Here is a 12,479-nt window from a genome sequence, read left to right as displayed (position 1 = left end):
TTTTGAGTTTTAAAATCTTTACTATTTTACACTATTTTAACCCTCAAAGGTTTTTAAAACGCTCACACTAATGACAAACTCTCCAAAATACGCTTTTTAGACAACTCGCAATATTCTTTTTCAATCTCTAAACCCACGCTAAAACGCCCTAAAGCGTTTGCCTCTAAAATAGTCGTGCCAGATCCGCTAAAAGGATCAAAAATCGTGTCTTCCAAAAAAGAAAACAATTTAATGCAACGCCTGGGTAATTCCCTTGGGAATGGGGCTGGGTGTTTTAAGCGCTTTTTGGATTCGCCGCTAAAATTCCATAGCCCGTTCGTGTAGAGCAAAAACTCCTCTTTACTGATTGTAGAAGTTTGTTTTTGGCGTTTGTATTCGTTTTTATAAAAAACAACGATCAACTCCACAGGAGCGATAGCATAAGGCGCGCTAGCTTGCAACCAACTCCCCCAAGCCGTGCGTCTTGAAATATTGCTTTCATTCCAAATAATCGTATTTTGGTATTTCCAACCGCATTCTTTAGCTATTGCGATAATATCTACCCCCAAACTTTGCTTGCCATGTTTATTCGTGTCTAAAGGGACATTCAAGCACAATCTCGCTTGTTCCTTGCCCCAAAAATAACAATTTTTAAGCCAATTCTTGCACCAATTTAAATAGTCATCATAAGCCCTAAAATCATTACTCCCTTGATATTCAACACTCAAATTATAGGGCGGTGAAGTGATACACAAATCATAAAAACCTTTTTCAAAAGTCTCTAAAACGCTGACATCGCCATGGTATAAATCCAATTTTTCCAAACTGAAATAAGGTTTCATAAAAGCCTTTTTAAATCTTCTAACAAGTTTTCTATACCCTTAATTTTAGAGCTTTGATCAAAATGGCTTTTGGCTAAATAGAGGCCATCTAATTCATGCTCCATGACGATCCTAGCTTTTTTAGGTTTGTCTTTAAAGCTGATTTCATTATCGTTATCCGGTGTTATCATAAAGACTTTAATATGAGAAGTTATAGGCGATTGCAAAAGTTTTAATTTCCAGTAAGGCGCTTCTGTGAAACGCTCTCTGAATGAATTTTTTACCGACAAGATCGCTAGGATTTTGATATTATCCTTGTTGGTTTGATAAAGAATAATATCTCCATCAGGCAAAACGCTATACTCTCCAAAATGCACCAATAAAGCCCGTTTGACTCTATCCAACTCGCCATTAATGCGTTTAGCCCTTAAGATTTTATCGTTCGTCATTTTTACATTGTTTTTAGTACAAAAATCTTTTAATAAAAGTTCTATGATTTTTTCTAACACCCTTCCTATGGTGCTGACAAAGCCTTGTCTGGCCAAAATACTAGCCTCTTCCTTGCTTTTATTTTGCTTAATACAATCGTTCATTTTATCATTTAAAAAGCGTTCTTTTTCTTGCGCGTAAAAAACCTGTAAAAACTTGTAAGGTTCAGGTTGTTCTCTCATAAAATCTTTAAAACGCTCTAACATCGGCTAAACTCAATTCAAACACCTTAATCAATAGAAATCAATCAAATTATAATACAAAACTTTTTGATAATGGCTGGTGTTTAAGCAAGCTTATGATAAAAGTGAAATGCAAATTTTAGACATTCTGCTTAAAAGTATTGCTAATGAATAATATATTTTCACTAAAATAATATTGACAGAATTCAATCAAAGGGCTAGATATGCAATTTTTAAATCAATCTTTGGGATTTTTTAATAAAGGGCACTTTGAGCCCATTGATAGAAATTTCATTACAGAAAGCTATCAAGCATTAAAGCCGATTGAAGAAATTCAAAATAAATACAATAAACATGACAACGATTCATTTTTGAATGAATTGAGAGACAGCATGGTGGCTCTATATTTAGATTATGAGCTTATCAATATTCAAAAGCATGGCCTTGATGCCAAAAGAAGTTCAAGCGATGAATTTTTAGAAATCAAACAAGTATCCTTTCAAAGTAAAACTTGGAGCGCGACTTTTAATGACACCACTTTAGAAAAAGCCAAAGTTTTTTGCGATATTAAAACGACTTTAGCCGTGGGCGTTTGGAATAATATTTCTAATCTTTTATTCATTGTTTATGGAAAACACCCTAAAATTGGCTTGTATTTAGAACAAAAAGTAAAAGAGTGTCATAATGAGAGCAGGCGTTCAACTCAAACGATAGGGGTTAGTAAGTTAATTAAAGAATTTGATTTTAAAATGAAACCCATTGATTTAAAAGAACAAGAGCTTATCAATCTTTTTAATCTTAAATTTGGTCATTTTTCTTGGGAAAACCATCTTGCATAAAGTTTTTATTATGGAAGCTTTGGAATGTTTGAAAAGAATAGAAAAAGAAAGCATCCAAACTATCTATATAGACCCCCCTTATAACACTAAGAGTTCTAACTTTGAATATGAAGACGCTCATGCTGACTATGAAAAATGGATTAAAGAACATTTGATTTTAGCAAAGGCTGTGTTAAAACAAAGTGGTTGTATTTTTATTTCTATAGATGATAATAAAATGGCTGAAGTTAAAATCATTGCCAATGAAATTTTTGGAACATGCAATTTTTTAGGCACTTTTATCACTAAACAAGCCACAAGGTCTAACGCTAAACACATCAATATTACCCATGAATATGTTTTAAGCTACGCTAAAAATAAAGCATTCGCTCCTGGTTTTAAAATCTTACGAACGCTTTTGCCCATTTATGCTAAACCATTAAAAGATTTAATGCGAATGATTAAGAATGTTTTTAAACAAAAAGGACAAGCTCAAGCCCAACTTGTTTTAAAAGAACAAATCAAAGAGTTATCTCAAAAAGAACATTTTAATTTTTTAAAAAATTATAATTTAGTGGATGAAAAAGGTGAGATTTATTTCGCTAAAGATTTATCTACGCCTTCAAATCCGCGTAGTGTAGCGATACAAGAAATCAATCTTTTTTTAGAACCCCTAAAAAGCAGAGGGTGGAGCAGTGATGAAAAGCTTAAGGAATTATATTATCAAAATAGACTTATTTTTAAGAATAATCGCCCTTATGAAAAATATTACCTAAAAGAATCACAAGATAATTGTTTGAGCGTGCTGGATTTTTATAGCCGACAAGGCACAAAAGATTTAGAAAAATTAGGCTTAAAGGGTCTTTTTAAGACGCCAAAACCTGTAGCATTGATTAAATATTTATTATTATGCTCCACCCCCAAAGATTCTATTATTTTAGATTTTTTTGCAGGTAGCGGGACAACAGCGCAAGCGGTTATAGAAGTTAATAAGGATTATTATTTGAATTGGTCTTTTTATTTGTGCCAAAAAGAAGAAAAAATTAAAAATAACCCACAAGCTGCTAGCATTTTGAAAAACAAGGGATATAAAAACACGATTTCAAACATCATGCTATTGCGTTTAGAAAAGATTGTTAAAAGAAGTGAATACGAAATTTTAAAAACAAAATCTATTTTATTTTAAATATTATTTTTCAAACCCCTACACCCTATCCACGCTTAAAATTTCAGCGCTCGCTCTGGCTTTTTCATTGCTCAATTCAATTTTGTCGCCCCTTTTTAATGCCTCTAACTCTATCGCTTGGTTATTTTTGCTCACAAACGCCCCAAATTGGGGTAATTTCAAATTTGCATGAGCGAGTTTAAGGGCGTTCTCTAGTGCGTTCAATCGCTCTGTTTTAGTTTGTAAAAAAGGGCTTGTTAATGTTTGAGTAGAGATTTTTTCTAAAAGCGTTTTTTTAAAGCGTAAAAATTCTAGGGTTTTATTTTCTAAAGCGATTTTTAATTTCTCTAGCTTTAAAGCGTTTAAATGGTGCTTGTTTTCAAAACTCAATCGTTTTAAAGAAACCTCTAAATGCTCTAAATGCACCTTTTTTTGATGGAGCAAAATTTTAAAAGAGCGGTGCAATTTCACATTAAACCCATCAAGTCTTTGCCACCATTCATCGCTGCTAGGGAGTAAAATCTCCATCGCGTTTGAAGGCGTAGAAGCCCTTAAATCCGCTACCAAATCGCTCAATAAAAAATCGCTCTCATGCCCAATAGCTGACATGCTGAAAGTTTTAGCCAAATGCAATGCATCAGCGATTTTCTCATCATTGAAAGGATACAAATCCTCCATGCTCCCCCCACCCCTAGCCACCACAATCGCATCAAAAGCGTTTTTTGTGTCATGAAAGCTATCCGCATAAGCGATGCTCTCCACCACGCTTTGAACGCAGCCCTCCCCTTGCATTAACGCATTGATGCAAACCAATTCGCACATCGGCCATCGTTTGGAAGCGATCTTTTTCATGTCCGCCCAAGCGGCTGAATTTTGAGAAGTGATGACTGCCACTCGTTTAGGAAAATGCGGTTTGGGTAATTTATTGGCTTCATCAAAATAACCCTTAAGGCGTAATTTTTCTTTCAATTGCTCTAAAGCTAGGGTTAATGAACCTATATCTTTAGGCTCTATTTCAAAGCAATTGATTTGATAATCCCCCCTTGGAACATACGCGCTAATGCCCCCAGAAACAACCACTTCCTGCCCTTCTTTTAAAGCGAATTTGAGCCTGTTAGCGTTCCCTTTAAACAGCACGCATCTGATGACTGACTGGCTGTCTTTGAGCGAAAAATACGCATGGCCGCTCACCTTATGGATCGTCAAATTACTCACTTCCCCTTGAACCCTAACTTGCAAAAAAGTCGCTTCTAAAAGGGCTTTGATTTGCGCATTGATTTCGCTCACGCTCAATACATCCACCAACTCCCCCTTTTATAGCAAACGAGTGAGGTCATTGAAAAGCCCTAAAAACATGATAAAAACCAAAAACCCCACACCCGCTAGCCACAACGCATTTTGCATAAACGCCGGCAACGCGATCTTAAAAATATTTTTAAAAACAACCCCTAACATTTGCGCCCCATCTAGCGCTGGAACGGGTAATAAATTTAAAATCCCTAAATTGATAGACAAAAACGCCCCAAACAACAAAAGCATGCTCACACTACTCGCATGGCTTAACGCTCCCACAATGCCTACCACCCCGCTCAATTCTTTAACTGAAGCGCTCCCTGTAATCAAACGCCTTAAAGAATCCACAATCAAAACAACGCCCTCTTTAAACCGACTCAAGGCCTTTTCAAACGCTTGAAACAAGGAATAAGAAACAACGCCTGTTTTTTGCATGTCCGGCTTAATGCCTATTACTTTATATTTGATGATTTCATTAGGATCGTTAGAATCGCTTATCACTGCCACGATTTTGGGGGTCAGTCGTTTTTCTAAAATCTGATGGTTGCGCTCTATTTCTAAAACCAACTCGCCTCTAGCATGCGCCACTACGCTTCTAATCTCTCTAAAACTCGCTATTTTTTTGTGGTTGATAGAAAGGATTTTATCCCCCTTTAATAGCCCAGCTTCTAGCGCGTTTTTTTCCAAATCGCCAATGACGGGCAGTAAGACTTTTTCCCCACCCAATGCCAGAAAAAAATACACTAAAATCGCAAAAAGAAAATTAAAAAACGCCCCCCCAAATAGTATCCATAGCTTTTGGAAAGGGCTTTTTTGCGCATAGCTATCATTCGCGCTTTCATTCGTTTCATTTTCTTCTTTATCCATGCCCTTTAATTTCACATAGCCCCCAAGCGGGATCAAAGACAAAGCGAATTGCGTGCCAAAAAGCTTAAAAAAACAGAGTTTTTTACCAAAACCAATGCTAAAGACTTCTACCTTGACCCCACAAATCCTAGCGATAGTGAAATGCCCTAATTCATGGACAAAGATTAAAAACGCCAGCATTAAAACCGCTACAATGAACATCATACCCCTGCAGGCTCTTTGGTGTTAGGATCTTTTATCATCGGCTCTTTTGAAGGCGTGGGAGCTATAGGGGGCATGGGAGCTATAGGGGGCATGGGTGGTATGGTTTTTGGGATTTCTTTATTTTCTCGTGGGGGTTTTTGCCACAACTCTGTCAAAGCCGCCGCTTTTTTAGGATCCATTTTGGCTAAAATTTTACCGAGTTCTTGGGGTTTTAGCGCCATTAAAATTTCTAGGGCGTTTTGAGTGGGTAGATTTTCTAAAATCAAGGCGGACTTAGAATCTTTCATTTTAGAATAAGTCTCGCCAATCTTGCTATCTTTAGCCTGCTTGATTCCTCTTAAAATGCTTTCGTTTTCTTCTATCAAATTTTTAAGGCGCTTTTTTTCTTCCGTTTGTAAGGCTTTAAAGGCTTCTTCTTTAGCGGCTAAATTTTTCAGTTTTTCTTCCACTTCTTTTTCTTTTTTGTTTAACAGATCGTTTTTTTCATCTAAAAGGCGGGCGTTTTCGGTTTGCAAGATCCTTAAAGACTGCTCTTTTTCGCCCAATCGGCGCAAATCGTCTTTCAATTCGGCTTTTTTGGATTCAAAAATCGCAGAGCATTGCAACAATTCTTGCGTGGCTTCTTCGCCAAAGAGTGCTTGTAAAATCAAGCCCATTAACAAGATTTTACGCATGCAAGCCCTCTTTTTGCCAGTGTAAAATCATGGCGTTTTCGTCTAAAAGAGCCTGCTCTTTTTTTTCCAAAATTTCCTTTTCTTTTCGCTTCTCATTTTCTAAAATGATTTTAGCTTTTTCTAATTCCTGGTTAGCCAAAAGATACTCTTTTTCTAAAATTTTTAAATCCTTATTTAAATTCTCGCTTTCTTGTTGGTAATATTCTATCTCCATTCTTATAGCACTTTTTAATTGCTGGGTTTGTAAAAAAAGGCTCATTCCCCCCAATTCAGGGTTTTTAAACGCGCTCAGTTGGGCTTGTTTGTCCAAAATTTCTCGCTCATTTTGCTGCAATTCTAAACGCTTGCTTTTAAGCTTTTGCTCTATTTTTTCTAATGCAAGGATTTTTAATTGCACCAATACAGAAGCGAATTTTTTCATAGAAAAATCGTGTCTTCTCTTTCAGGGCTTGTAGAAATAAGGCGGATTTTTACCCCCACTTCTTTTTCAATAAAACGGATATACTCTCTAGCGTTTGGCTCTAAATCGTCTAGTTTTCTCACGCCCACGCTTTTTTCCCAGCCTTTAAAAGTTTGATAGATCGGCGTGCAATCTTTCAGATCGCTAGGGAAAGCCTCTAATCTTTCGCCCTTTCTTTCATAAGCCACGCACACCTTAATCGCATCAATCCCGTCTAAAACATCTAATTTCATTAAAGCTAATTGCGTGCAACCATTCAAAGCGCAAGCGTATTTTAAAGCCACCAAATCCAACCACCCGCAACGCCTTGGGCGTTTGGTTGTCGTGCCAAACTCCGCGCCCTTAGTCCTTAAATGATCGCCCATGGGTGTAGTGTCTTCGCTAGGGAAAGGCCCATTACCCACACGAGTGGAGTAGGCTTTCGTGATGCCTATCACTTCATTGATCGCTTTAGGGTTTAAGCCGGTGCTCACGCATGCACTAGCGCTCGTGGTGTTAGAGCTTGTTACAAAAGGGTAAGTCCCTAAATCAATGTCTAAAAGCGTGCCTTGCGCCCCTTCTAGTAGGATTTTTTCACCCTTTTGGTTCGCTTCTATCAGCATGCTTGTCGTGTCTTTGATAAAGGGGCAGATTTTTGGAATATAAGTTTTAAAATACTCTCTCAAATCTTTTTCGTAATTCTCGCCCAAATCATACGCTTCCTTAAAAGGATCAATGGCTTTGAAATGAGCGTTTAGCCTTTCTTCTAAGATCTTGTCGTCTAATAAATCCCCCATTCTTATCCCGCTCCTTGCCATTTTATCCTCATAGCAAGGGCCTATGCCTTTTTTAGTCGTGCCGATGTTTTGAGATTTTTCTTTAAAAGCGTCTTTTTTGGCATGATAAGGCAAGATCACATGGGCTCTGTCGCTGATGAACAAACGATTTTCTAAATTCTCAAACGCGCTGATTTCTTCGCACAAATCCTTAATGCTCACGACCACCGCACTAGAAATGATGTTCTTGCATTGTGGGTATAAAACCCCTGAGGGCATTAAATGCAAAGAATGCTTAACCCCCTTATGCACAATGGTATGCCCGGCATTATGCCCGCCTTGATAGCGCACCACAAAGTCATAATCTTTAGCGATCCTATCAACAATTTTTCCTTTCCCCTCATCTCCCCACTGGATCCCCACAACGACATCTGCCATAAAATATTATCCTTAAAACAAAGTAGATTGGATTGTTTAAAAGCTCGTTAGAATACCAAAAAAAAGTAAAAAGCCTCTTTATAAGCCCTAAAAAGAGCTTAAAAACCTATCGTGTAATTGATATAGAACGCATACAAACGCCTGTAATCCACATCAGCCCCATTCGCTTTCAAATACCTTTGATTGATAGCCGGGATTTTCACGCCAAATTCCATCCCATGCTGAATGCTTTGAGACGCGCTCAAAAACCGGCGGTGCATGGTGCTGGCAAAATGAGCCCTTAAGCCCAAATTAAACAAAAATTGGAAATTCGTGGGAGTGGGGGTTTCTTTAAACGAGTTTTCAATTTGACCTCTTAAAGAGCTATCCCAAGTGTTACCCGCTATTTGAATGCCCCCAAACACCCCCACATTCAAGGACTGATCGCTAAAAACCCTCCTAAAGATATTCCATAAAAAGTCTGTGCCAGCGCCATAAGTAAAGATATTCGCTTTAACAGCGCTGCTAAGACTGCCCAATTGCGTAAAGCCATAATCAAAGAAAGCGTAATACCGTAAGCCTATATTCCTCTTGCTCCCAAAAAATTGCTTATAGCCCATTTGAATGCCAAAGCCATTAATAACCCCATGCTGAGAGCTTTTTCCTGGCCCAAATTGGGGCAAGTAGGGCTCATCGTAATTATTCAGCATTCCTCCTAGCTGTTTTAGATTCTCTTGGTAAGTAGCGATTCGATCCGAGATGGTTTTCACATCCTTTTGGAGCATTGATCCTACACCACCGCTCTTCTCCAAGCCTTCTGCGATCTGGCCTAGCTTTGCTGAAGAAGTGTCATTAAAAAGCTGCATTTGGGCTAAAAGCCCTTTTAAAAACACCGAATTGCTATCCAGATTCACCCTTGTAAGCGCGTTTAAAAGCGCCACACTCTCCGTAGCTAAGAGAGCGAATTCATTTTGAGAACCATAGAGAACTTTTATAATCCCTACATATTCAGGAGCTACTCCATTATTACTGCCATTATTATTAACCAAGTTATAAAGCACATTACTCAAATACACTTGCAAAGCTTGAACGCTATAAGCGTTTTTATTCGTCTCAAAGCGTTGCTCAATTTGGGGGAGTACTTTTTTAAACTGGGTTAATTCTAGGTTGTTGTTGCCAACAGTTGTATTAGTATTGACAATTTGATTGCCTATCCCTAAAAGAGCGTCCATGGTCGTGTTTGTCGCTAAAGCTAAAAGCCCATTACTCCCTGCCATACCCACGCCCACTTGGCGGAAATCATCAATGACATTATTCCTTAGGGTGCTGCCTTTGTTATTGATGTTTTGTTGCGCGCCGCCGATTTGATAGCCCACTCCCATATAAAAGCCATCGTCTTCAGCTAACGCCATGCTTAAAGGAAGGCTAAAAAGCAGAGCGGTTTTTAAAAGCCCTTTTTTGAGCGCGTGGTATTGACTATAACCTTTTTTCATTCTTGTATTCTTTATCTCTTTTGTATTGGTATTTTTCATCAAGAGCCTTCCTTAAAAACCGACTGAATAGCCCACATAGAAGCTAAAATTCCTCATATAGCTTGCGCTTGAGCCTTGGGTTGCGAAATATTTATGAGCGATAACAGGGATTTTCACCCCAAATTCTATCCCTTGGTCTAGCCTGTGCTTATTGAAATTGGTTTTTGCAAAGTTGGTGCGCACGCCCAAATCAAACAAGAATTGGAACGAACTGGACTTGACATCAGGCCTTTGCCCGCTCAATAAGTTCGTTACATTAGTGCTCCAAGTTTGCCCTGCAATTTGAGCGCCAAAGAAAAGGCCGATTGTAGTCCTTTCCCTCCTTCTAGAGCGTTCATACACATTGTATAAAAAATCCGTTCCTACCCCATAAGTAACAAGATTCGCTCCCACTTTTAAATTCGTATCGCCAAAATTCGCATAGCCATAATCCAAAAACCCGTAATACCTTAAGCCGATATTTTTCTTATGGGTGAAAAATTGTTTATAACCCATCTTAGCCCCAAAGCCGTTCATGCTCGCTGACTGGTAATCTTTGAGCGAAAAGAGGTTAGGGATATAAGAAATCTTATAAAGAGAACTAGCCGAATTTTCAAACTGATCCAAGCTCGCACTGATGATGTTTATGGATCTATCTAGCCCTTTCTTATAGATAAGCTGGCCCTTGCTAAAACAAGACGATGCGCTGCTACAAATATTTTTTTCAATAAAACTCCCTAACCCCAAAGTCTCACGATCTAAAGAAATCCCGCTCTTAATCAAAGCGTTCAGCTCGCTCACCGTAGAATTAGCCCCTATCAAGCCCGTTTGCGAAGAAAAATTTTGCATGCCTGTGGCAATATCGCCCACGCTCACGCCATTATACGCTCCATTAGTCCCGCCTGCGCCTAAAAGCATGACTTGCATGATGTTTTCGTATAGCTGTTTGTTATTATTTTGTTGGATTTTGCTCAAATCCACTTGCCCTAAAGCTAAAACGATGTTTTGAGCCACTAAGAGCATGCTATCAGTGATACCGATTTGTTCTTTCCCCACATCCACCACCAAAGGCTTAATGACACCCTGATTAGCGTATTGCTGGGATAGATCCAATAGCTTTCCTAAAATCCCTAGAGATTGCTCTAAATTGACTAAGGCTTGGGGTGGTTGTGCATTGTCTTTCACGCTTTCACTCAAAAGGATTTTTGTTTTATTCCCTAAAATATCCAAGTAGTAGGATAAGGGAATGGCAGAAGTTTGCAACCTCACAGCCCCATCTCTAATCAACTGCTTTAATTCTTGCGCTTGAGTGAAGCCTGGATTTTTCAATTCCTGTCTGGCCAAACTCGTTTGATAATCTATGACAAAAAACGCCCCATCTTCTTCAGCGTTACACAAAGACATGCCCGCCAGCAAGGAAAGAGCGATCGTTTTTTTAAAGGAGTGGTTTTTCAAAAATATCCTTTTTGCTTTGGCTTTGATAAGTGATTTTACTTAATCCATAAAAGAAACTCCCTAATTTTAAGATAATCATTCTTAATTTGCTATTAAGCGTTTCAAAAAAGCATCAAATTGACATCTTTTAAGCAAAATGTTATAATCGCTCTCGCTTAATTTTTACGCTTTTTTCTGCTTTTTAGTGGGGTGTTAGCTCAGTTGGGAGAGCGCAACGCTGGCAGCGTTGAGGTCAGGGGTTCGAACCCCCTACACTCCACCATTAATTACGCTTATTCTCTTTCTTTATGGATCAAACCCGTTTTCTTGCTAGTATTACCCATAATTAATTATAATCTTAGGAATTGTTTTTCATCAAGGGAGTTTGAGCGTGAGCAGTTTGTTTAAAATGCGCATTCTTAGTTTTAAAAAGAATAAGAGGGCGGTGTTTTCGCTCTATCTTTTTATCGCTTTATTAGCGCTTTCTCTTTTAGCCCCCTTGTGGGTGAATGATCGCCCCTTATTCATCTATAAAGACAATAAGGCGTATTTCCCCATGTTTAAAGACTACGCGGAAGTGGAGTTTGGAGGCGATTTTTTCACCCCCACGGATTATAACGATCCTTATGTGAAAGACACGCTTCTAAAAGACGCTTTCATTATCCATGCGCTCATCCCCTATAGCTACGATACGATCATTATGGATTTAGACTCGCCTGCCCCCACCCCCCCAAGCTTCAAACACCTTTTAGGCACAGACGATCAAGCCAGAGATGTGTTAGCCAGACTGGTTTATGGCTATCGTGTTTCGTTAGTGTTTGGGATTTTACTCACCCTTTTTAGCGTTCTTATTGGCGTGAGTTTGGGAGCGTTTCAGGGGTATTATGGAGGGTTGATAGACTTAGTGGGGCAAAGGTTGAGCGAGATTTGGAGCGCGATCCCTATGCTTTTTTTACTCATTGTGATTTCTAGCGCGTTTAATTCTAATTTCTGGATCATTTTATTTTTAGTCTTGCTCTTTAGCTGGATGGGGCTTTCTCAAGTCGTGCGCACGGAGTTTTTAAAAGCAAGGAACATGGATTACACCAAAGCCGCTAGAGCGCTTGGGGTGAATGATTTAAAAATCATTTTCTACCATGTTTTACCCAACGCTTTAGTGGCGACGATCACTTATGTGCCGTTTTTAATGGCGGCCAGCATTTCTACTTTAGTGTCTTTGGATTTCTTGGGTTTTGGCATGCCTATAGGGAGCGCGAGTTTGGGAGAATTAGTCAATCAAGGCAAAGATAACCTCACTACGCCCCATTTAGCCATCGTTGCGTTTGTAGCCATTAGCTTGTTGCTTTCTGTTTTGGTGTTCATTGGCGAAGGGGTACGCGATGCTTTCAACGCTAACATGCTCAAATAAGG

At 38.7% G+C, this 12,479-nt stretch carries 12 protein-coding genes and 1 tRNA gene; 4 read left to right on the top strand and 9 right to left on the bottom strand.

The window, feature by feature from the left end; genetic code table 11:
- Positions 1-62: 62 nt before the first annotated feature.
- Together HPSH112_RS01565 and HPSH112_RS01560 are read right to left on the bottom strand one after the other, a co-directional pair.
- On the bottom strand, positions 63-821 hold the full coding sequence (locus tag HPSH112_RS01565; protein WP_000806081.1) for a DNA-methyltransferase: 759 nt from the start codon (positions 819-821) through the stop codon (positions 63-65).
- Positions 818-1,495 carry a BsaWI family type II restriction enzyme gene (locus tag HPSH112_RS01560; protein ID WP_000893463.1) on the bottom strand — a complete coding sequence of 226 codons (678 nt, stop codon included), beginning with the start codon at positions 1,493-1,495 and terminating at the stop codon, positions 818-820. Before HPSH112_RS01560 ends, HPSH112_RS01565 begins: the two co-directional genes overlap by 4 nt.
- A 200-nt stretch (positions 1,496-1,695) precedes the next feature.
- Here HPSH112_RS01560 and HPSH112_RS01555 point away from each other — a divergent pair, with 200 nt between their 5' ends.
- Both HPSH112_RS01555 and HPSH112_RS01550 read left to right on the top strand, forming a co-directional pair.
- The gene (locus tag HPSH112_RS01555; RefSeq protein ID WP_014662202.1) at positions 1,696-2,310 is read left to right on the top strand and encodes a hypothetical protein; all 615 of its coding nucleotides are present in this window, start codon (positions 1,696-1,698) and stop codon (positions 2,308-2,310) included.
- A 10-nt stretch (positions 2,311-2,320) separates the two neighbouring features.
- Positions 2,321-3,475, top strand: a complete 1,155-nt coding sequence (locus HPSH112_RS01550; protein WP_041199820.1) for a DNA methyltransferase — start codon at positions 2,321-2,323, stop codon at positions 3,473-3,475.
- Between the two features lie 18 nt (positions 3,476-3,493).
- Here HPSH112_RS01550 and xseA read toward each other — a convergent pair whose 3' ends face one another.
- The 7 genes from xseA to hopF all read right to left on the bottom strand — a co-directional run bounded on the left by xseA (position 3,494) and on the right by hopF (position 11,090).
- Positions 3,494-4,756 carry an exodeoxyribonuclease VII large subunit gene (xseA, locus tag HPSH112_RS01545; protein WP_000382879.1) on the bottom strand — a complete coding sequence of 421 codons (1,263 nt, stop codon included), beginning with the start codon at positions 4,754-4,756 and terminating at the stop codon, positions 3,494-3,496.
- A gap of 12 nt (positions 4,757-4,768) precedes the next feature.
- On the bottom strand, positions 4,769-5,815 hold the full coding sequence (gene rseP / locus HPSH112_RS01540) for an RIP metalloprotease RseP (RefSeq protein WP_000471105.1): 1,047 nt from the start codon (positions 5,813-5,815) through the stop codon (positions 4,769-4,771).
- Entirely contained in the window at positions 5,815-6,492 is a 678-nt protein-coding gene (locus tag HPSH112_RS01535) for a MotE family protein (RefSeq protein WP_001226661.1), read from the bottom strand. Before HPSH112_RS01535 ends, rseP begins: the two co-directional genes overlap by 1 nt.
- Positions 6,485-6,913 carry a flagellar export protein FliJ gene (locus HPSH112_RS01530; RefSeq protein ID WP_000712748.1) on the bottom strand — a complete coding sequence of 143 codons (429 nt, stop codon included), beginning with the start codon at positions 6,911-6,913 and terminating at the stop codon, positions 6,485-6,487. The genes HPSH112_RS01535 and HPSH112_RS01530 overlap by 8 nt, the downstream gene beginning before the upstream one ends.
- The gene (purA, locus tag HPSH112_RS01525) at positions 6,910-8,145 is read right to left on the bottom strand and encodes an adenylosuccinate synthase (RefSeq protein WP_000796204.1); all 1,236 of its coding nucleotides are present in this window, start codon (positions 8,143-8,145) and stop codon (positions 6,910-6,912) included. Before purA ends, HPSH112_RS01530 begins: the two co-directional genes overlap by 4 nt.
- A gap of 98 nt (positions 8,146-8,243) precedes the next feature.
- Positions 8,244-9,656: a Hop family outer membrane protein HopG gene (hopG, locus tag HPSH112_RS01520; protein WP_014662201.1), complete on the bottom strand. Its 1,413-nt coding sequence runs from the start codon at positions 9,654-9,656 to the stop codon at positions 8,244-8,246.
- A 12-nt stretch (positions 9,657-9,668) separates the two neighbouring features.
- The gene (gene hopF, locus HPSH112_RS01515; RefSeq protein WP_000788612.1) at positions 9,669-11,090 is read right to left on the bottom strand and encodes a Hop family outer membrane protein HopF; all 1,422 of its coding nucleotides are present in this window, start codon (positions 11,088-11,090) and stop codon (positions 9,669-9,671) included.
- A gap of 186 nt (positions 11,091-11,276) precedes the next feature.
- Here hopF and HPSH112_RS01510 point away from each other — a divergent pair.
- A tRNA-Ala gene (locus HPSH112_RS01510) sits at positions 11,277-11,352 on the top strand.
- Positions 11,353-11,454: 102 nt separating this feature from the next.
- A complete protein-coding gene (locus HPSH112_RS01505) occupies positions 11,455-12,477 on the top strand; it encodes an ABC transporter permease (protein ID WP_000116838.1) in 1,023 nt (340 codons plus the stop codon).
- Positions 12,478-12,479: the final 2 nt, after the last annotated feature.

Source organism: Helicobacter pylori Shi112 (assembly GCF_000277405.1).
GTDB lineage: Bacteria > Campylobacterota > Campylobacteria > Campylobacterales > Helicobacteraceae > Helicobacter > Helicobacter pylori_C.
The sequence above is the reverse complement of the archived record's forward strand: the minus strand, read 5'-3'. Positions and strand labels throughout refer to the sequence as shown.